The organism is Nocardia sp. NPDC047038, assembly GCF_040644075.1.
GTDB lineage: Bacteria > Actinomycetota > Actinomycetes > Mycobacteriales > Mycobacteriaceae > Nocardia > Nocardia sichangensis.
Genome location: NZ_JBEYVQ010000004.1, coordinates 108,391 through 128,158, shown reverse-complemented (window position 1 = coordinate 128,158; position 19,768 = coordinate 108,391). Strand labels below are relative to the sequence as shown.

At 67.8% G+C, this 19,768-nt stretch carries 16 protein-coding genes and 2 pseudogenes; 13 read left to right on the top strand and 5 right to left on the bottom strand.

The annotated features are described in order from the left end of the window. The first annotated feature begins 76 nt into the window (after positions 1-76). Genes ABZ824_RS17080 through ABZ824_RS17065 form a run of 4 tightly spaced genes read left to right on the top strand, consistent with a single transcriptional unit; the run spans position 77 to position 4,524 of the window. The gene (locus tag ABZ824_RS17080; protein WP_356964036.1) at positions 77-1,858 is read left to right on the top strand and encodes an IlvD/Edd family dehydratase; all 1,782 of its coding nucleotides are present in this window, start codon (positions 77-79) and stop codon (positions 1,856-1,858) included. Then, a complete protein-coding gene (locus ABZ824_RS17075; protein WP_356964035.1) occupies positions 1,845-2,864 on the top strand; it encodes a C-terminal binding protein in 1,020 nt (339 codons plus the stop codon). The genes ABZ824_RS17080 and ABZ824_RS17075 overlap by 14 nt, the downstream gene beginning before the upstream one ends. Then, positions 2,861-3,490, top strand: a complete 630-nt coding sequence (eda, locus tag ABZ824_RS17070) for a bifunctional 4-hydroxy-2-oxoglutarate aldolase/2-dehydro-3-deoxy-phosphogluconate aldolase (RefSeq protein ID WP_356964034.1) — start codon at positions 2,861-2,863, stop codon at positions 3,488-3,490. Before ABZ824_RS17075 ends, eda begins: the two co-directional genes overlap by 4 nt. Beyond that, positions 3,487-4,524, top strand: coding sequence for a sugar kinase (locus tag ABZ824_RS17065; protein WP_356964033.1), 1,038 nt, complete (start codon positions 3,487-3,489; stop codon positions 4,522-4,524). Before eda ends, ABZ824_RS17065 begins: the two co-directional genes overlap by 4 nt. Positions 4,525-4,669: 145 nt before the next feature. Here ABZ824_RS17065 and ABZ824_RS17060 read toward each other — a convergent pair. Continuing rightward, a pseudogene (locus ABZ824_RS17060) lies at positions 4,670-4,864 on the bottom strand (IS256 family transposase); the annotation flags it as partial. 99 nt (positions 4,865-4,963) lie between these two features. Here ABZ824_RS17060 and ABZ824_RS17055 point away from each other — a divergent pair. Together ABZ824_RS17055 and ABZ824_RS17050 are read left to right on the top strand one after the other, a co-directional pair. Then, positions 4,964-5,311, top strand: a complete 348-nt coding sequence (locus tag ABZ824_RS17055; RefSeq protein ID WP_356964031.1) for an STAS domain-containing protein — start codon at positions 4,964-4,966, stop codon at positions 5,309-5,311. Further along, positions 5,308-6,255, top strand: a complete 948-nt coding sequence (locus ABZ824_RS17050) for a sensor histidine kinase (protein ID WP_356964030.1) — start codon at positions 5,308-5,310, stop codon at positions 6,253-6,255. Before ABZ824_RS17055 ends, ABZ824_RS17050 begins: the two co-directional genes overlap by 4 nt. A gap of 228 nt (positions 6,256-6,483) precedes the next feature. Here ABZ824_RS17050 and ABZ824_RS17045 read toward each other — a convergent pair whose 3' ends face one another. Both ABZ824_RS17045 and ABZ824_RS17040 read right to left on the bottom strand, forming a co-directional pair. Continuing rightward, entirely contained in the window at positions 6,484-8,862 is a 2,379-nt protein-coding gene (locus ABZ824_RS17045) for a SpoIIE family protein phosphatase (RefSeq protein ID WP_356964029.1), read from the bottom strand. Beyond that, positions 8,862-13,391 (bottom strand): HAMP domain-containing protein, encoded by a 4,530-nt coding sequence (locus ABZ824_RS17040; protein WP_356964028.1) that lies wholly within the window; start codon positions 13,389-13,391, stop codon positions 8,862-8,864. The genes ABZ824_RS17045 and ABZ824_RS17040 overlap by 1 nt, the downstream gene beginning before the upstream one ends. A gap of 546 nt (positions 13,392-13,937) precedes the next feature. Between ABZ824_RS17040 and ABZ824_RS17035 the strand changes: the two genes are divergently transcribed. Beyond that, positions 13,938-14,525, top strand: a complete 588-nt coding sequence (locus ABZ824_RS17035) for a VanZ family protein (protein WP_356964027.1) — start codon at positions 13,938-13,940, stop codon at positions 14,523-14,525. Between the two features lie 216 nt (positions 14,526-14,741). Here the strand turns inward: ABZ824_RS17035 and ABZ824_RS17030 are convergent, their stop codons facing one another. Beyond that, on the bottom strand, positions 14,742-15,812 hold the full coding sequence (locus tag ABZ824_RS17030; RefSeq protein WP_356964026.1) for a hypothetical protein: 1,071 nt from the start codon (positions 15,810-15,812) through the stop codon (positions 14,742-14,744). 22 nt (positions 15,813-15,834) lie between these two features. Here ABZ824_RS17030 and ABZ824_RS17025 point away from each other — a divergent pair, with 22 nt between their 5' ends. The 3 genes from ABZ824_RS17025 to ABZ824_RS17015 all read left to right on the top strand — a co-directional run bounded on the left by ABZ824_RS17025 (position 15,835) and on the right by ABZ824_RS17015 (position 16,517). Beyond that, on the top strand, positions 15,835-15,957 hold the full coding sequence (locus ABZ824_RS17025) for a hypothetical protein (protein ID WP_356964024.1): 123 nt from the start codon (positions 15,835-15,837) through the stop codon (positions 15,955-15,957). Between the two features lie 212 nt (positions 15,958-16,169). Beyond that, the gene (locus ABZ824_RS17020) at positions 16,170-16,334 is read left to right on the top strand and encodes a hypothetical protein (RefSeq protein ID WP_356964022.1); all 165 of its coding nucleotides are present in this window, start codon (positions 16,170-16,172) and stop codon (positions 16,332-16,334) included. Positions 16,335-16,337: 3 nt separating this feature from the next. Beyond that, positions 16,338-16,517, top strand: a complete 180-nt coding sequence (locus tag ABZ824_RS17015; RefSeq protein ID WP_356964577.1) for a hypothetical protein — start codon at positions 16,338-16,340, stop codon at positions 16,515-16,517. 34 nt (positions 16,518-16,551) lie between these two features. Here the strand turns inward: ABZ824_RS17015 and ABZ824_RS17010 are convergent. Continuing rightward, positions 16,552-16,668 (bottom strand): annotated as a pseudogene (locus ABZ824_RS17010) (aldehyde dehydrogenase family protein); the annotation flags it as partial. Positions 16,669-16,927: 259 nt separating this feature from the next. Here ABZ824_RS17010 and ABZ824_RS17005 point away from each other — a divergent pair. The 3 genes from ABZ824_RS17005 to ABZ824_RS16995 all read left to right on the top strand — a co-directional run bounded on the left by ABZ824_RS17005 (position 16,928) and on the right by ABZ824_RS16995 (position 19,755). Next, positions 16,928-17,596 carry a GntR family transcriptional regulator gene (locus tag ABZ824_RS17005; protein ID WP_356964020.1) on the top strand — a complete coding sequence of 223 codons (669 nt, stop codon included), beginning with the start codon at positions 16,928-16,930 and terminating at the stop codon, positions 17,594-17,596. A gap of 63 nt (positions 17,597-17,659) precedes the next feature. Then, positions 17,660-19,048 (top strand): allophanate hydrolase, encoded by a 1,389-nt coding sequence (locus ABZ824_RS17000; protein ID WP_356964018.1) that lies wholly within the window; start codon positions 17,660-17,662, stop codon positions 19,046-19,048. Beyond that, complete coding sequence (locus ABZ824_RS16995) at positions 19,045-19,755, top strand: cysteine hydrolase (RefSeq protein ID WP_356964017.1); 711 nt, start codon at positions 19,045-19,047, stop codon at positions 19,753-19,755. Before ABZ824_RS17000 ends, ABZ824_RS16995 begins: the two co-directional genes overlap by 4 nt. Positions 19,756-19,768: the final 13 nt, after the last annotated feature.

Sequence of the window (19,768 nt, the reverse complement as noted above, 5' to 3'; positions counted from 1 at the left end):
GCATTTCTCCAACTCGCCGCCCTGACCTGCGACAAGAGATGCCCCACATAAGACATCCTCATACGTTATGTCGCCGATGAAGCACTCCGCGGGGGAGCTACGCAGCCAGGCATGGTGGGACAACTCGGGAAATCGGGAGATGACGGCTCTCTACCTCGAGCGGTTCCTGAACTACGGCCTCACCCGGGCAGAACTCCAGTCGGGCCGGCCGATCATCGGAATCGCTCAGACAGGTAACGATCTGGTTCCTTGTAATCGGCACCATCTCGCTCTCGCCGACCGGATCAAGGACGGGGTCCGCGACGGTGGCGGCATTCCGTTCGAGTTCCCCGTCCATCCGTTGCAGGAGACGGGAAAACGCCCCACTGCGGCGCTGGACCGCAACCTCGCCTATCTCGGACTGGTCGAGGTGCTCTACGGATATCCACTCGACGGAGTGGTTTTGACCACCGGCTGTGACAAGACCACGCCCGCCTGTCTGACCGCGGCGGCGACAGTGAACATCCCGGCGATCGTCCTTTCCGGAGGACCTATGCTCAACGGCTATCATAAGGGCATGCGGACGGGGTCGGGGCTGGTGATCTGGCAGTCGAAGCGGCTGTTGGCCAGCGGTCAGATCGACTACGACGAATACATCGCACGGGTGAGCGCCTCCGCGCCCAGCATCGGGCATTGCAATACGATGGGCACCGCGCTGTCGATGAACAGCCTGGCCGAGGCCCTGGGAATGTCCTTGCCCGGTTGCGCGGCGATCCCGGCCCCGTACAACGAGCGGGCGCAAATGGCCTACGCTACGGGCTTGCGGGCGGTGACCATGGTCCGAGAGGGCCTGACTCCCCGCAAGATCATGACCCCGCGGGCGTTCGAGAACGCGATCGTTGTCGCATCGGCGATCGCGGCGTCGACCAACGCGCCCATCCACATCAACGCCATCGCACGTCATGTCGGGGTGGACCTGTCCAACCGGGACTGGCAGCGCGTCGGACGCGGCATTCCGGTGCTGGTGAACCTCGCTCCCGCCGGGGAGTTCCTCGGCGAGGATTTTCACCGCGCCGGCGGTGTCCCCGCGGTCATGCGGTCACTGCTGGACGCGGGGCACCTGCACGGCGACCCCGTAACCGTCTCGGGTCGAACCGTGGCGGAGAACCTGGAGGATGCCCCGCCCGCCGACCCGGCGGTCATTCGCCCGATCCACGACCCCGTCAGCGCGAACGGTGGACTGCTCGTCATGGCCGGGAACCTGTTCGACTCCGCGATCATGAAAACATCGGTCATTACCGACAACTTCCGGGCCCGAGGCCTGCCACACGCCGATAATCCGTCGGCGTCGGACTTTCGCGCCATCGTCTTCGACGGGCCCGAGGACTACCACGCTCGCATCGAAGACCCGGAGCTGGACATCGACCAGGACTGCCTCCTTGTCATCCGCTATACCGGGCCCGTCGGATATCCGGGCTCGGCCGAGGTCGTGAACATGGAGCTTCCCGCCTCGCTGGTCCAACGAGGCATCACATCGCTGCCCACGCTCGGAGACGGCCGGCAGAGCGGCACATCGGACGCACCGTCCATCCTCAACGCCAGCCCCGAGGCCGCGGTCGGCGGGAACCTCGCCATCTTGCGTACCGGTGATCGGATCCGTATCGACCTGGACAACGCGCGGGTCGACGTCCTCCTGACGGAGGAGGAGATCGCCGCGCGGTGGGCCGACTACACACCACCGGCACTGGAGCACCAGACACCCTGGCAGGAGATCTACCGTTCCACGGTCGGCCAACTGGACAGCGGAGGTTGCCTGGAGCTTGCCGTGTCGTACCAGGACCTGGTCCATACCAAGGGGATTCCCCGTGACTCGCACTGACTCCCGCGAAACGATCCTGATCGCCGACTACGACTTCGGCGATGTGGACATCGAACGCGCAATCATCGAGGGCGCCGGACTCCAGCTCCTTGCCGCGCAGTGCAAGAGCGAGGACGAGGTGATCGAGGTGGGGCGAGAGGCCGGCGGCATCTTGACCCAATATGCACGGGTGGGATCGCGCGCCATCGCCGCATTGCCCCGCTGCCGGGTGATCGCCCGTTACGGCACCGGCGTGGACATTGTCGATGTCGACGCCGCGACCCGGCACGGAATCCAGGTCACGAACGCACCGAACGATTGGTGTGCCGAAGAGGTCGCCGATCATGCCGTCGCGCTCTGGCTCGCGGCCGCCCGCAAGATCTGCCAGTACGACCGGGCGACCCGAGTGGGCGAATGGCACTGGAAGACTGGACAGCCCATCCACAGATTGCGGGGCCAGGTGCTGGGCCTACTGTCTTTCGGCTCGATCGCACGGCTCATCGCCGAACGCGCACAAGCGTTCGGCGTCGAGGTCTGGGCACATGACCCATTCCTCGACCAGAACGAGATCCGAGCATCCCAGGTCCGGCCGGTTTCCTTCGACGACCTGGTGGAAGGCGCCGACTACGTGGTGATCCAAACACCGCTCACCCCGCAGACACACCACACCTTCGACCGCGCGACGCTGCGCCGGATGAAGCCGACCGCCATCCTCGTCAACACGGCACGCGGACCCATCGTGGAGGACACGGCGCTCCAGCAGGCCCTCACCGAAGGCTGGATCGCCGGCGCGGCACTGGACGACCTCGAGGAAGAACCCGCGAAACAGCGCGTATGGCGCCCGACCAATCCCCTCCTCGAACTGCCCAACGTCATCGTCACACCGCACGCCGCCTACTACTCCGAAGAATCAATAGGAGCGGTACGGACCATCGCTGCCGAAGAGGCCGTACGGGTTCTGACCGGGCAACCGCCACGATTCCCGGTCAACGAGGTATCGCCGAGTGCCGGTGCCGGCCGGGGATGACGACTGCAATCGACTCCGTGTTGCAGGGTTCTCGGATCCTGCCCGTACTGACCGTGCCCGACCTGGCCACCACCCACCTCTTGGCCGAAGCGCTCGCGGCGGGCGGCGCCCGGTGCGCCGAAGTCACCTTCCGCACCCCGGGCGCCGAACAGGTGCTCGAGACGATGGTGGCGCACGGCGGCCTGACCGTCGGCGCGGGCACCGTGGTCACCCGGGGTCAAGCGGAGCGTGCCGTAGCCGCCGGAGCCCGCTTCGTCGTCTCGCCCGGCTACGACGAGGAGGTCGTAGCACGGTGCAAGGAGCTTGGGGTGCCCGTGGTGCCGGGCATAGCCACCGCCACCGAGCTGATGCGCGCCCTGCGGGCAGGCTGCCAGACCGTCAAGCTCTTTCCCGCCGAACCACTCGGCGGATTGCGAACGCTGCGGGCACTCGCGGCGCCCTTCCCGCAGGCCCGATTCATTCCGACCGGCGGGATCGAAGAGCGCCACCTGGCTTCCTACCTCGCCGACCCCGCGGTCCTTGCCGTCGGCGGCAGCTGGATGGCGACCGTAACGCACCTGGAGCGGGGCGACTACGAGGAAATTCGCCGGCTGACCGCCGAGGCTGTCGATCGGAGCACGCCGTGACCGACGTCATGGCCCTGGGCGAGGTGATGCTGCGCTTCGACCCGGGCGAGGGCCGCATCCGCACCGCCCGCACCTTCCAGGTCTGGGAGGGCGGCGGTGAGTACAACGTCGTACGAGGCCTGCGCCGCTGCTTCGGACTGCGCACCGCGATCGTCACCGCCCTCGCCGACAACGCCGTCGGCCGACTGGTCGAGGACCTGATACTCCAGGGCGGAGTCGATACCTCGCTGATCCGCTGGATGCCGGGCGACGGCATCGGCCGCACCGCCCGCAACGGGCTGAACTTCGTCGAACGCGGCTACGGCATCCGTGGCGCGCTCGGCGTCAGCGACCGCGCGCACACCGCCGTCAGTCAGCTGCGCAAGGGTGATTTCAACTGGGACGCCGTCTTCGCGGCTGGCCCGCGCTGGTTCCACACCGGCGGCATCTTCGCCGGCCTCTCCGAAACCACCGTCGATGTCGCCGAGGAGGCCATGACGGCCGCCCGCCGCCACGGGGTCACCGTGTCCTACGACCCCAACTACCGCGCCAGCATCTGGGCCGACAGAGGCGGCGCGGACAGGGCCCGCGAGGTCGACCTGCGACTGGCCCGGCACGCCGACGTCATCGTGGGTGCCCTGGGGCTGGCCGGCACGCGCCCGGGTGATGTGCGTGTCGGTGCCGAGGAGATACCGGACGCGCTGGTGGAGGCGGCGGGCCGGGCCCCCAACGCGTCGGTCGTGGCGACGACGCTGCGCGAGGTCTACTCGGCCGATGTCAACGACTGGTCCTCGGCCGCTTGGTCCGCCGAGACCGGCTTCGTTTCGGGCCCCCGGATGCGCGGCCTGCATGTTCTGGACCGCGTCGGTTCCGGCGATGGCTTCGCCGCCGGACTGATCCACGGTCTGCTCACCGGCGCCTCGATCGAACGCGCTCTCGCCTACGGCACGGCCCACGGTGCCCTCGTCATGACGACACCCGGGGACGTCTCCATGGCCACGCTCGCCGAGGTCGAAGCACTCATCGAAAACGGATCAGCCCACGTCACACGCTGACCGCGATGGTCGACCACCGAGACGCGGTGACAAACTCCAAATACGCTGGCAACCACGAAATTTCGGAGCACTGCATCGCGACACTGAGGTGGCCCTGCCTTCTGGTCGGGGACTGTCACGCTAAGGGTGTTTCCGGCGTTCTCTATCAGTAGGTTTGGGCGTCGGGCCAGCGGTCGGCGAAGGTGATCGCGAACGCGTTGACCGCGGGCTTCCAGCGCATCGTCCATCGTGCCCGACCGGCGCCGGTCGGGTCGAGTGATCGGGTGATCAGATACAGGCACTTCAGCGCGGCTTGCTCGGTCGGGAAGTGGCCTCGGGCTTTGATCGCGCGCCGGTAGCGCGGCCGATCTGCGCTCGAGCCCGCGACCGGCGGCTGCGAACGCAAGCGTAAGATCCTGCGCGTCCTGTTCGTGATGGCCGATGGGAGGTCGGTGAGCCAGTGGATCCCGCGCTCCGGCTCAGTCGGGCTGCCCCGGGTCCCTCGACGCTTCGGACGTCTCGGATCTGCAGTCCCCCTGGCCTGCGATGCGCAGGCTCGGTCGACTTCACCACCCGCGAAACCTGGCGCGAGGCTGTCTCGGAACTGACCGCCAGGGACCACGACGTCCACTTGGACCTGTCCGGCCTTACGTTCATCGACACTTACGGAACCTCGATTTTGGTAGAAGCCGCCACCCGATCCTCGGAGGTTCGACGAATCGTGGTACATCGGCCCCCGGCGATGATGCTTCGGGTACTCGCGGTGTTCTGGCCCTCTCTACAGACGATCGAGGTAGTGCACACATGAGCTTGCCTGGCGTTACCGACCCATTCGTGCACCCCGCGCTGTTCTACCGCGACACGGCGGAATATCTCGCGGGCACCCTCGGCTTCATCCGCCAAGGACTCGAGAACGGCGAACCGGTCGCGGTGGCGGTCCCCGGTCCCAATCTGTCGCTTCTGCGCACTGCACTGGGCTCCGACGCCGCCTCGGTCCAGCTGATGGACATGACTGTCGAAGGCCGCAACCCGGGCCGCATCATTCCGGGCGTGCTTCGCGCCTTTGCCGACAAGTACCCCTCCGGACGCGTGCGAATCATCGGCGAACCGATCTGGGCCGGACGCTCGTCGCTGGAGTACCCAGCCTGCGTTCAGCACGAGGCTCTGATCAACGCGGCATTCACCGGGCGGGAAGTGAGCATCCTGTGTCCCTATGACACCGAGCGTCTTTCGACCCAGGTCTTGAACGACGCGCACGCTACCCACCCTGTGCTCATCGATCACGCGGGCCGGCGAACGAGCAGCGCCTACAACCCCGACCACATCGTCGACTTCTACAACAGAGAACTGCCCTCCCCGCCCGCGGCCTCCGCAACCGTAGCCTTCGACGCGACGTCGCTGCCCCACATCCGGCGCCTGGCCATCGATTACGCCCGCGACGCCGGCATGCCAGAGCACCGCGAGATCGATCTCGAACTGGTGATCGCGGAGACCACCACCAACTCGGTCGTCCACGGCGGTGGGCACGGCAGGCTCACGATGTGGGCCGAGCAGAACCAGATCCGCTACCAGATCAGCGATCAAGGACACATCACGAATCGCCTCGCGGGCCGCCTGCCCGCACAGTCCTATCGCCCAGGCGGCCGCGGGCTGCTGATGGTCAACCAGCTCACCGACCTCGTCCGAATCCACACCACCCCGCACGGCACCACCATCCAGCTCCATTTCGGCTTGGATCGCGATTCGCCTTAGCACCGCGCTCCGCACCCGGCGGCACCGGCCGTGCGCACCAGCACCTTGCGGCGCGCCGACGCCCCAGCCGCTCAGCGAGCCGGAGCGCGCAAGGGCTGTCGGCGGACCGGCCCGTGACGAGTTCACTGCACTTTCGGCCTCGCGAAAGGTCTCGGAGGCAGAACTTTCCACCGTCGCCGCGTGCCGAGTTCGTACCGGACTCGCACCGGCGTCCTCGGTCGGCCGGCCTCAGCTGCCCGGGGAGTCTTGACCCGGCCCCACTTGAATACCCACCACGCACGTGTCGTCGTCGGTATCGGCATCGCTGCCGTCGAGCAATTCGTCCAGGCGCTCGTCCAGGGTTCCGCTGAGCTGTGCCGACCTCACGAGCAACCGTTCGATGCAGTCGTCCAGCAGCCGGTCTCGGCGCTCGATCAGCCCATCGGTGTAGAGCAGGAGAGTGTCGTCCGGCTCCAGTTGCAGTTCGGCTTCCTCGAACGTCGTCTCCGCCACAGCGCCGAGGAGCATCCCTTGGAGCAGGGGCAAGCTGGACGCCTGGCCTGCGCGCACCAGCACCGGCGGCAGGTGGCCCGCGCGGGCCCAGCGCAGGACGCGGGTCTGTGGGTCGTAGAGCCCGCAGATGGCGGTGGCGAAGATGTTGTCGGTCAGGTGGTGGGCCACCAGGTTCAGCCACGTCAGCATCTGCCCTGGACCTGCGCCGGTGGCGGCGAGGCCACGCAGGGCGTTGCGGAGCACCACCATGCCTGTGGCTGCCTTGACGCCGTGGCCGGTGATGTCGCCGACGGACACCATGATCTGCTTGGAAGGCAGCACGACCGCGTCGTACCAGTCTCCGCCGACGGTGTATTCCTGCTCGGCGGGCCGGTATCGCACCGCTATGCGCAGACCGAACGCCTCGATGGACGGCTGCGCGTCCGGCATGATCGCCTGCTGGAGCTGCCGGGCCAGCTGGCTCTGTTCGGCGGCGTGCTGCTCGCTGTGCGCCAGCCGGTCGCGTGTCGCGGACAGCGCGACCTCGGTCCAGTGCTGTGCGGAGATGTCCTGATAGGCGCCGCGGATGGCGGCCAGGTGGCCTGCCTCCAGGACCGGCTCGGCGACGATCCGGATGTGCCGGGTCACGCCGTCCGGCCGGATCAAGCGGAAGGCCGTGGAAGCCGAGCGGCGGTAGCGCAGCAAGGTCCGCAGGAACCGGTCGACGGCATTCGCATCGTCGTCGTGGACGTGCCCCGGCAGTTGCGCGAGCGGGATCGGCTCCGCGGTGGGCGCAAGCCCGTAGAGAGCGAAAAGTTGACTGCTCCAGGTGATCTCGCCGCTTGCGGCGTTCTCTTCGAACCCGCCGACGCGGCCGAGGCGCTGTGCGTGCTGCAGCAGCGCCGCCAGCCGCGCCGTCTCGTCCTCCACCCGCCATACCAGCAGCACGGTGTCGCCGTGGCGGCTGATGCTGAGGGCGGTCGAGACGGTCAGCGGTACTTGGCCGACCAGTTCGGTCAGCATCATTCGGTCGGTACGGTAGGTCTCGCCGGTGGCGAAGACGTGCTCGATCCGCTCGAACAGCTGCCCGTCACTCGCCGCCATGGGGTACGCCTCGAGCAGCAACGCGCCGTTGACCAGGCCGGGCGGACGCCCGGCCGGGTCGACGAAGCAGCTGTTGACGTGGTGGATGCGGAAGTCGGCGAGCGCGCCGTCCTCGCCGAGGTGGGGCAGCAGCACGAGCGCCGGGTCGAAAAGGCCGTCCGCGAGTCGCACGAGGTCCGCGACACCGGGGTCCGGCGCCCGCGCAGCGGCGAGGTCCGACTCCAAGGTGTGTGCGCACAGCTCGGCCAGTGCCTCCAACTGCCGGTGCACCTGGGGCGGCTGTGGTTCGAGCGGTTGCGGCCAGCACACCTCGAGGACGCCGAGCAGCTTGCCCCCCGCGCCCGCCGGAATCGCCGCCCGGCCGCCCTCGCGGTCACCGATGGACGGCGGCCCGGCCCGGTTCAGGTCATCGATCCATACCGCGTTGCGCTCCATCAGCGCCTGCCGGGCCGGAGTCACCACACCGGGCGGCACGTATCGCCAGCGCTCGGCCTCGTGGGGGCCGATGCCGGCGAAACCGGACAGGGTCAGCGACGCGTCGGCGCCTGCGGACCAGATCGCCACGGCGGTGGCGCCCAGCGGCGTCAGAGCGTGCTCCAGCACCGACTCCGCGACACGTTGACTGTCACCGGCTGCAAGCAGCCCGCTTTCGGCCGTACGCAAGCGCACGGCCGCGGATGGCTCTCCCGGTGAGGCGGCGCGCAGCAAGAACTCGCCCACCACCGCGCTGACCTTGTCCTGGGCCGACTGGTCGACCAGTTCGGCGGCCAACTCGAGCGGTGTGATGCCCGCTCGCTCGGCGAGGGCGTCGAGTTGCCGTGCCGCCTGCGCGGGCCCGCAGTGCAGCCGTTCGACCAGAACGCCCTTGGCCATCTCGATCAGCGCGCGTCCGTCGGCGGTGGCCTGGGCCTGTTGGATTTGCGCACGCAGCCGCTCTACGGTGGCCGCGAGGCGGTGGACCGCGGGGCCAACGGGCGAGTGAGCGTCAGCTGCCGCGCCGGCCTCGGTGTAGGGGTTGTCCAGGTCGGTCATCAGGCATCCAGCCAGTGCTGGATGCACGCGATCAAGGCGTCCGCGTCGACCGGTTTGGTGACGTAGTCGTTGGCTCCGGAGGCGAGGCTCTTCTCGCGGTCGCCCAGCATCGCCTTGGCTGTCACGGCGATGATCGGCAGGCTCTCGTACCGTGGCATCTCGCGGATCGTCGCCGTCGCGGTATAGCCGTCCATCTCGGGCATCATCACGTCCATCAGGACCAGGTCCGTCTGTGGGTGGGCGATGAGCTTGTCGATGCCCTCCCGCCCGTCCTCCGCGTGCAGAACGCTCATGCCGTGCAGTTCGAGGATGCTGCTGAGCGCGAAGAGGTTGCGGGCGTCGTCGTCGATGATGAGCACCGTGCGGCCGGCGAGCTTGCCGTCCGGCCGCTGTGGCGCCGGGGCGGATGCATCTTCGCGACGGACCAAGGGCAGCATGTCGCCGGGTGCCTCGGCGGTGACGTGCAGCGCGATCCGCTCCCGCAGATCGTCCAGGCTGGACAGCAGCTCCAGCGGCTGGCTTGTGGCGCGATGTTGCAGCATGCGTTCCTGCTCGGCGTCGAGCCGGCGGTTGTGAACCAGTACCGGGACGCTTCTCAATGCGACGTCCCCGTCCATCGTCTCCAGGAACCGCAGCGCGGCGCCGTCGGGCAAGTCCAGCTCGAGCACGACGCAATGGAACGCTTCGGCGGCCATCGCCGCCACCGCCTCTTCCACCCCCACCGTAGTGACGACCTGAACCGGACCACGCGGGTCGTTGCTGTCGGCCAGTTCGGCGACAGCGCTCTGCGCGACCAGCGACAGCAGGCCTTGCGGGCGCTCCTCGACGACCAGGAGCCTGCGGTGCTGTTGAGGTGTGGGAGCAGGGGTGCGCTCCGGCCGACTGTCGGCCTGCTGCGTGTCGTCCCGCTCGCGAGGCGGCGCCTCCTGGAAGTCCGGCCGCGCGACCGGGAGGTAGAGGGTGAACGTGCTGCCCTCGCCCAGCGTGCTTTCGGCGCTGATGGCGCCGCCGAGCAGGTAGGCGATCTCCCGGCTGATCGACAGACCCAGGCCGGTGCCGCCGTACTTGCGGCTGGTGGTGCCGTCGGCCTGCTGGAAGGCGCCGAAGATCGACTCGAGCTGGTGTTCGGCGATGCCGATCCCGGTGTCGATCACCCGGAACGCGACGGCCGGGCCGTGCTGGCGCACTGCGGCGGGCAACTCGCTCGCCTCCGCCGGTTCGATCCGCAGCTGTACCGACCCGGTCTCGGTGAACTTGACCGCGTTGGACAGCAGGTTCCGCAGCACCTGCCGCAGCCGCGAGTCGTCGGTGAGCAGGTCCGACGGCAGGCCGGGTGCGGTCGTGACGCGGAAGCGCAGACTCTTCTGGGTGGTCATCGGCCGGAAGGTGGCCTCGAAGTAGTCCAGCAACTGACGCAACGACACGCGTTCGGGCGTGAGGTCCATCTTGCCCGCCTCCACCTTGGACAGGTCGAGGATGTCGTTGATCAGCTGGAGCAGATCCGAGCCCGCCGAGTGGATGATGCCCGCGTACTCCACCTGCTTGGGCGTGAGATTGCGGCTCGGGTTCTGGGCCAGCAGCTGGGCGAGGATGAGCAGACTGTTGAGCGGGGTGCGCAGCTCATGGCTCATGTTGGCCAAGAATTCCGATTTGTACTTCGACGCGAGCGCGAGTTCTTGGGCACGGGTCTCGAGTTCCTGCCGCGCCTGCTCGATCTGAAGGTTCTTGGCTTCGATGTCGCGGTTCTGCATGGCCAGCAGTGCCGCCTTGTCCTCCAGCTCGGCGTTGGATCGCTGCAGTTCCTCCTGCTGCACTTGCAATTCCTCGGAACGGGCTTGCAGTTCGGTGGTCAGGCGCTGGGATTCGACCAGTAGCTCGTCGGTGCGGGCGTTTGCGATGATGGTGTTGACGTTGACGCCGACCGTTTCCATCAGCTGGTCGAGGAAATCCCCGTGGATGCGGGTGAAGCGGTGCACGGAAGCCAGCTCGATCACGCCGAGGACCTGTTCCTCCACCACGATCGGCAACATGAGCAGGTTGACCGGTGCGGTCTGCCCGAGCCCGGAGGAGATGGTGACGTAATCGCCAGGCACATTCTCCACCGCGATCGTGCGGCGACTGCGTGCGGCCTGGCCTACCAGGGATTGGCCGAAGGCGAACCGCGACGGGCTGCCCGGTTCCTCCGGGCTGCCATAGGAGCTGATCAGCCGCAGCTCCGGCCGCTCGTCGCTGTCGTCGGCGAGGTAGAACGCGCCGAACTGCGCGGAAACCAACGGCACCAGCTCGTCCATGATCAGCCCGGCCACCACGTGCAGGTCGCGTTGACCCTGCATGAGACCGGAGATACGAGCGAGATTGGTCTTCAGCCAGTCCTGATCCTGGTTGGCCTTGGTGGTCTCGCGCAGCGACTCCACCATCGCGTTGATGTTGTCCTTCAACTCCGCGACCTCACCGGAGGCCTCAACGGTGATGGAGCGGGTCAGGTCGCCCTCGGCAACGGCGCTGGTGACCGCGGCGATCGCGCGGACCTGGCGGGTCAGGTTGCCCGCCAGCTCGTTGACGTTCTCGGTCAGCCGTTTCCATGTGCCCGAGACGCCCTCGACCTCGGCCTGGCCGCCCAGCCGCCCCTCCGATCCCACCTCGCGGGCGACGCGGGTGACCTCGGCCGCGAACGCGGACAGTTGGTCGACCATCGTGTTGATCGTGGTCTTCAACTCGAGGATCTCGCCGCGCGCGTCCACGTCGATCTTGCGGGTCAGATCGCCTTGCGCGACCGCGGTGGTGACCTGGGCGATGTTGCGGACCTGGTTGGTCAGATTGTTCGCCATGGAGTTGACGTTGTCGGTCAAGTCCTTCCACGTGCCCGCCACATTCGGCACGCGTGCCTGGCCGCCGAGCATGCCCTCGGTGCCGACCTCGCGGGCGACGCGAGTGACCTCGTCGGCGAACGCGGACAGCGTGTCGACCATCGTGTTGATCACCCCGGCAAGCGCCGCGACCTCGCCCTTCGCCTCCACGGTGATCTTCTGACTCAGATCACCGCGCGCCACCGCCGTGGCGACCTGAGCGATCGAACGCACCTGGCCGGTCAGGTTCGACGCCATCACGTTGACGTTATCGGTCAGGTCCTTCCACGTGCCCGATACGCCCCGCACAGTCGCCTGGCCACCGAGATTGCCCTCGGTGCCGACCTCGCGGGCCACGCGGGTGACCTCGTCGGCGAACGCCGAGAGCTGATCGACCATCGTGTTGATGGTCTCTTTCAGCTCCAGGATCTCGCCGCGGGCGTCCACCCTGATCTTCTGACTCAGATCGCCACGGGCCACCGCGGTGGTGACCTGGGCGATCGAACGCACCTGCGCGGTGAGGTTGTCGCCCATGACGTTGACCGACTCGGTGAGGTCCTTCCAGGTACCGGAGACGCCCTTCACGTCCGCCTGCCCGCCCAGCCTGCCCTCGGTGCCGACCTCGCGGGCCACGCGGGTGACCTCGTCGGCGAACGCCGAGAGCTGATCGACCATCGTGTTGATGGTGCTCTTCAGCTCCAGGATCTCGCCACGGGCGTCCACTCTGATCTTTTGCGACAGATCACCCTGCGCCACCGCGGTTGCCACCTGAGCGATCGAACGCACCTGCGCGGTCAGGTTGCCCGCCATGAAGTTCACCGAGTCGGTGAGGTCGCGCCAGGTGCCGGAGACGCCCTTCACATCCGCCTGGCCACCGAGGATGCCCTCGGTGCCCACCTCGCGCGATACCCGCGTGACCTCGTCGGCGAAGGACGACAGCTGATCGACCATCGTGTTGATGGTGTTCTTCAGCTCGAGGATCTCGCCACGTGCGCTCACTGTGATCTTCTGGCTCAAGTCGCCTCGCGCCACCGCGGTCGTCACCTGCGCGATGTTGCGGACCTGGTCGGTCAGGTTGCCCGCCATGAAGTTCACCGAAGCGGTGAGGTCGCGCCACACGCCACCGACGCCGGGCACCTCCGCCTGACCGCCGAGCCGGCCCTCCGAGCCGACTTCGCGCGCGACGCGGGTGACCTCGTCCGCGAACGCGGACAGCTGGTCCACCATCGTATTGACCGTGTTCTTCAGCTCGAGGATCTCACCGCGTGCGTCCACGTCGATCTTCTGGGACAGGTCGCCCCGCGCCACCGCGGTCGCGACCTGGGCGATGTCGCGCACCTGGCTGGTGAGGTTGCCCGCCATCGCGTTCACCGAGTCGGTGAGGTCCTTCCAGGTGCCGGACACGCCGGGCACCTCGGCTTGACCACCCAGCCGCCCGTCCGTGCCGACCTCGCGCGCGACCCGGGTGACTTCCGAGGTGAACAGCGACAGCTGGTCCACCATGCCGTTGAACACCGTCGCGATCTCGCCGAGCAACCCGTCGGCGTCCGTCGGCAACCGGGTGCCGAAATCGCCGTCGCGCACGGCTGTCAATCCGGCCAGTAGCTGGCGCAACTCGACCTGATCCGTGGCCGTGACAGCCTGCTTCGATGCGGTGCGGGCAGGTGCCGCCGTGTCTGTCATGCTCATCCTCGCTCTGCCCCACCCCATTCGGACGCGATGCCGCGCACGACGGGATCGCCGACCAGCGGTGCTGTGCTGGCTGCTGAACACAGAGACACCCGCGCATATCGCTTTGAAACTATCATTCACGAGACGCGATGCCCGGCGTCCGGTTTCGCGGAACCGATTTGGAAGGGCCCAACGGCCCAGCCCGCAGCAGCATGGCCATCAGGTTCGGCACGCGAAAGGAGCGCTGCATCCAACCATACGGCTGTGACGCGTGCGCGGCATGCAAAGGGGACGGAGGTCGCCAATGGTAAGCATGCGAGATCGGTCGAGAGAGGGACCTTCGCCGAGGCTCGTTCAATCCAGCTGAGTTGGGGGCCGGGCACCGCCCCGTGACCACTTCGCTCAGCGCGCACAGCGGCTACTTGAGACGGGTGTCGGGCTTTTGCCGCTCACCTGACTTCAGGAACCTCCGCCAGCATGGGTGGCGATGGGTGGAGCTGTGCGGGTGGCGATTTCGGCCAAGTCTGTGGCGCTGGTGATTTGGGTGATACTGGCGGGGTGAACGGGACATGGGAGGCGTGGGGTGGGGTCGTGGTGGCCGCGGTCGCCGCGATACCGGTAGCCGGTCTCGTGGCCTGGTGGCTGGTGGGGCGGCGCGGGTGGCGGGCGGCGCTGTGCGATGTCGGGATGGTGACGGGTACGGCGCCGTGGTTGTGGATGATCCTCACGCCGACCGGAACGGGTCGTTCGCTGAATCTCGTGCCGCTGCGTGATCTGGCCGAGCAACTGGCCGACGACCGGGTGATCGAGCAGTTCGGCGGGAATCTGTTGGTCTTCGCCGCACTCGGCTTCCTGTTGCCGGTGCGCCGACCCTGGTTCGCCCGCTCGTACCGCATCCTGTTGGCGGGAGCAGCAGCTTCGATCGCAGTGGAGATTGCACAGTTCGCCCTCGCTATCGGCCGTCACTCATCCGTCGACGACGTGCTGTTGAACGCGGCCGGTGCATGTCTGGCGGGTCAGCTCTCACGACATCTGTGGGCGTCGCGCGCAATTACCGACCGTTCCGAGCCGGCTTTACCCGAAGAGCCGACACGCGGCATCGTCTCCGAGCGATACGGCGTCCTCCAGCCGACCTTCCCCGAGTAGGGAGATCATCGAGAAGTGTGTGCGCTGGGGCGATGCCAGCCATGCGCGACGAGCTGCCCCGATCAACAGATCCCACACTGGAGACCGATCCCGCTGGCTGCACGGAAATCGGCATGAGCGCGCACTTGAGTTCACTAGAGCCAGCTTGGTGATCGGCCGGGGGAGTGGTTCCGAGGTGTTGCCGCGGCGGTTGGACCCGTGAGCCGCGTGTAGAGATTATTCGGCTTCGGAACGAGGAGTCGAGCTCTCAACAGGGGTTTGACGTGCAGCGCGAGCGAAACCCTGTTCCCCGTCGGGTGAAAGCGGTTCGCTGCCGGGTGGGTGGATGGGCTCCGGGCGAGTGACGACCAAGCGGCGGATGGCTCGCATGTACTCGTCCTCGGGTGAAAGCGGTTCGCTGCCGGGAGGATAGAGCGGCTCCGGGCGAGTTCCGAATAGGTAGTCGCGGAAGGCTCGCACGTACTCGTCCAGGTGCCGTTGATCGGCGAACCTGGTTTCGGTCGCGTCGAACCATTCATCCGGTGTCGGGCGCCACGCGATCATGTAGTCGAGAGCTTCGCGCACCATGTCCCCGTAGGTCGGATCCGTGGCGCAGACGGCGCGAAGCGCTGGGGCGCTGAGCCGCATTCCGCGGCCGTACTCGGCGTGGTGCATGGTCACCAGCGGCCACAGCAGCCCATTGATATGCGGGATTTCGTCCCGCCATGTGGTTTTCGTGTGCAGTGTCTCGCTGACCCGCATTCGGCGGCCCGATGCTGTGACGGGTGTCGGGTATTCGGAAGGCGCGCCTCTTCGGTCGATGGCGCGGGTCGGCCCGGTTTCAAGGTTCACGGGTGGATACCACACGCCGCGCCACACCGGTACTCCGAGATAGCGAGGATTCACCGGCAGTGGCTCGGCCAGTGAGATGTCGGCCGTAATTCGGTGCACAGGTGGCATCGGTTCGTCGGGGAACAGCTTCACCACCATCGACAGGCAATCCGGTACGTCGAATCCAGTCACGCCGACGCCCTGCCGGAACCGTGGGTCGGAGCACTGCTGTGGGTCGAATCTGATCCAGTACCGCCGCGGCGTGGTCATCCGCGATTTCCTTCCATCGGCATCAATGTCGAACGCTGACCCGATGGTCCCAGAGCTGATCGGCGTATACCACTCGATAATCGGCTGAAGCGGATGTTCGTCGAGTTCGGACGTAGGGTGAGGTCCCGTGGAGTCAGACAGCAAGCTAGAGGACTTACGGTCAGTGCTCTCCTGCGTTTTCGAGAAGCTCGGTGCCGAGAGCCTCACCGAGCCCGACCGGGTCGAGTTGGTGGCGCGCGCCGAGGTGGTTCAGGACCAGATCGACGCGATCGAGGATGTCATCGACGACGAGGAGCGCGTACGCGTGGGAACGACGCCCGTGCCGGAGCCTTCGGGTGATCGGCTGTTCTGAGGCGGCGCTGAACCGCGCGGGTCGCGACAACACAGTGCGTTCGAAGCCGAGACTCGGAGTGCTTGCGCAGCGCATCAGCGCAGTCCTCGTTCTGTAGCGGTGGCCGCCGATGCGCGCGGCGCCAGTGTTGAATTCGGTGAACCGCTTCAGATTGTTCATGCCGCACGAATTCGAAAGCCGCCGTGTCAGTGGGCTTCTCTGCGCTGTCGCCCATGACCCGCTTCCGAACCAGACCGCACCGCACTTCTGCCGACCATCTCGCCCTCGAGCTGGTCGGCACCGATCCCACTGAGATGAACGCTCCTCTCTCATCTGGCGCCACGCTGCCCGTGGCGCTGCCGGGTGATGGTGGGCTCTCGTCGGTGGGGATGGTGTGAGAAATGTTCAGGCTAGAGCGCGAGGTCGGTGTCTCCTACAGCCAGATCTATGTCGAGAGTGCCGCCGGACGCATCAACTCGCGCATGGACGAGGCGTTCGCCGAGCAGAGTTCAGGACTGTGCGGTGCCGCGGTACCTGGCGCACTCTTGGCGCAGCGGCGGTTGAGGGCACCCCTTGGTTGATGCCCACCAATCCGGTCTCGAGTGCGTCAGGTGCTCTATCCGAATCGCTCGTGAAGACGTATCCGGCGAGGTCCAGGTCCGAGGCGTTACCGAGGCGGATCGCCTCTTCCTGCGTCGAGAAGCGTTGGACGGCGGCAACAGGTCCGAAGATCTCTTTTGTGGCGATATCGGAGGTGGCGGAGACGGTGGCGCTCCCCGGGGCCGTGGAACAAGGTCGAGGCTGCAACGGGATCTGGCTGCCCACCGATGACACGGCGCGCGGGCACGGCATCCAGTGATCGTCGCCGACACCTGGAACGGCTGGTACTACAGCTGCGCCGACGTCTGGGTGACCACGGCGGCCTTTCTGTTCTGCGGGGCCGGGGCAGCGGCCGCCGCGCCGCCGACCTCCCCGTTCGTAGACTCGAAGCATGACGGTGCGTGCGGAGGAGACCGTGCTGCCGCCGAGCCTGGTGGATTTGGCGGTGCGGCATGTGCGGTCGGAGGTACTGAGCGGGGCGTACGCGCCGGGCGATCGGATCGGCGAGGAGGCGCTGTGCGCCCGGCTGGGCACCAGCCGGGCGCCGGTGCGGGAGGCGCTGCGACTGCTGGTGCAGGAGGGGCTCATCGAGCATCTGCCGCGCCGCGGCTTCCGGGTGGTGGTGTGGTCGGCCACGGACGTGCGGCAACTGTTCGAGCTGCGGCGGGTCCTGGAGCGGCACGCGGTGGAGAGCGCGTTTCCGCTGCCAGCCAAGGGAGATCCGCTGCGCGCGGTGCGCGCCGCGCTGGCCGACATGCGGGCGGCCGACGGCTGCGGCGACGACTTCGAGCGGGACAACGCGCACCGCCGCTTCCACGCCGCGATCGTCGCGCTGGCCGGCCATCGGCAGCTGGATCTGGCCTATGCGCCGATCCTGCTGAAGCTGCAGCTGCCGATGGCCCGCAACCTGCGGGAGGAGGCGCGGGCCACGCACCGCCGCGACGGGGTGCGCCGGCACGCCGCGCTGCTGGCCGCCCTGGAGACCAACGACCGGGACATCGTGCTGGAGGAGATGCGCAGGCACGGCGAGCTGGCCTACCTCGATCTCGAATTCCGCTGACCGGCAACACAGCCGAAACACACGAACACACCGGGCTTCACGCATTCTGTCGACAATCGACAAATGCGCAGCACGGGACCCAGCATCGCCGAGATCCTGCATTCACACGAAAGCGGTAGCGGCTCACCGACGAACACCGCGGCGCGGGTCGCCGACGCGATCGCCGCCAACGGCGACGACGGCACCTGGATCACGCCGGTGCCCCGCGCGCAACTGCTGGCCGCGGCGGCCGAGATCGAGCGGCGGCCTGGCGCGCGCACGCTGCCGCTGTACGGCGTGCCGTTCGGGGTGAAGGACAGCATCGATGTCGCGGGCTGGCCCACCACCCTGGCCTGCCCCGACTTCGCCTATACGGCAACCGGAACCGCCCCGGCGGTGCAGCGCCTGCTGGACGCGGGCGCGCTGTTCGTCGGTAAGACCAACCTGGATCAGTTCGCCACCGGGCTGAACGGCACCCGCACCCCATACACCATCCCGCGCAGCGTCTTCGGCGGCGACCTCGTCTGCGGCGGGTCCAGCTCCGGCTCCGCGCGGGCGGTGGCCCTGGGCGAGGTGCCGTTCTGCGTGGCCACCGATACCGCCGGGTCCGGCCGGGTCCCGGCCGCGCTCAACGGCATCGTCGGCTGGAAGCCGTCGCGCGGGTTGATCAGCGCGGTCGGGCTGGTCCCGGCGTGCAAGTCGCTGGACTGCGTCACCCTCACCGCGACCTCGATCGAGGACCTCGACCGGGTCTTCGACGTGATCGCGGCGGTGGACCCGGACGATCCCTGGAGCCGCCCCCGCGGGCCGCGCCACCGCGGCGGGCGGCTGCGCGCCGGGCTGCCCGCCGCGGCGGAGCTGGAGTTCTTCGGCGACACGGTGTTCCGTGATGCGCACCTGGCGCTGCGGGAGCGCCTGTCCGGGCTCGGATTCGACTGCGTGGCGACCACTCTGGAGCCGTTCCTGGCGGCGGGCGAGCTGCTCTATCAGGGCCCGTGGGTGGCCGAGCGGCTGGTGGAGTTCGGCGACTTCCTGGCCGATCATCCGGACTCGATACTGCCGACAGTGCGCGAAATCCTCACCGGTGGCTACCGGTTCGACGCGGTGGACGTGTTCCGGGCGCAGCAGCGGCTACAACGGCTGCGCGCGCGGGTGGCCCGGATGTGGGCCGACTTCGACGTGCTGGTGCTGCCCGCCATCGGCACCACCTTCACCGTGGCGCAGGTGCTGGCCGATCCTGTCGCCACCAACACCGTGCTCGGGCACTACACCCATTTCGGGAATCTGCTCGACCTCACCGCCGTGGCGGTGCCGGTGGGCGTGACCGGCGACGGGCGGCCGCTGTCGGTCATGGTGGCCGGTCCCGCGCTCGCTGACGACACCGTGCTGGCGGCCGCGGCGCGCATCCTCGACGAACCCCGCACGGTGGTGACCGCCGCGGCCGCCGCCCGAGCAGCGAAGGAGCGACAATGACCGCCACACAGTCCATTCCGGCGCGGCCGGGACCCTTCCGATTCGAGCCGGGCACCCTGGCCCTGCTGATCATCGATATGCAGCGCGACTTCCTGCTACCCGGCGGCTTCGGCGAGAGCCTCGGCAACGACGTCGGCCTGCTGCGCACGGTGATCGAGCCGCTGCGCGCGCTGCTGGCCGCCGCCCGCGAGGCGGGGGTGCCGGTGCTGCACACCCGGGAGGGTCACCGGCCCGACCTGTCCGATTGCCCCCCGTCGAAGCTGTTGCGCGGCAACCCCTCCCAGCGCATCGGCGACCCGGGGCGGTTCGGCCGCATCCTGATCCGCGGCGAGTACGGCCACGACATCGTCGACGAGCTGGCACCGCTGCCGGACGAGGTCGTGATCGACAAGCCGGGCAAGGGCGCCTTCTACGCCACCGGCCTCGCCGACGAATTGCAGCGCGGGGGCATCCGCTCCCTGCTGGTCACCGGGGTCACCACCGAGGTGTGCGTGCACACCACCGTGCGCGAAGCCAACGACCGGGGCTACGAGTGCCTGGTCGTTTCCGACTGCGTCGGTTCCTATTTCCCCGAATTCCAGCGAGTGGGGCTGGAGATGATCGCGGCACAGGGCGGCATTTTCGGCTGGGTCGCCGATTCGGCCGCGGTCGTCGCCGCGCTGACCACCCCCGCCCAGCTCGACCCTTCGCCGATACGCCCGGTCTAGTGAACAGGAAAGC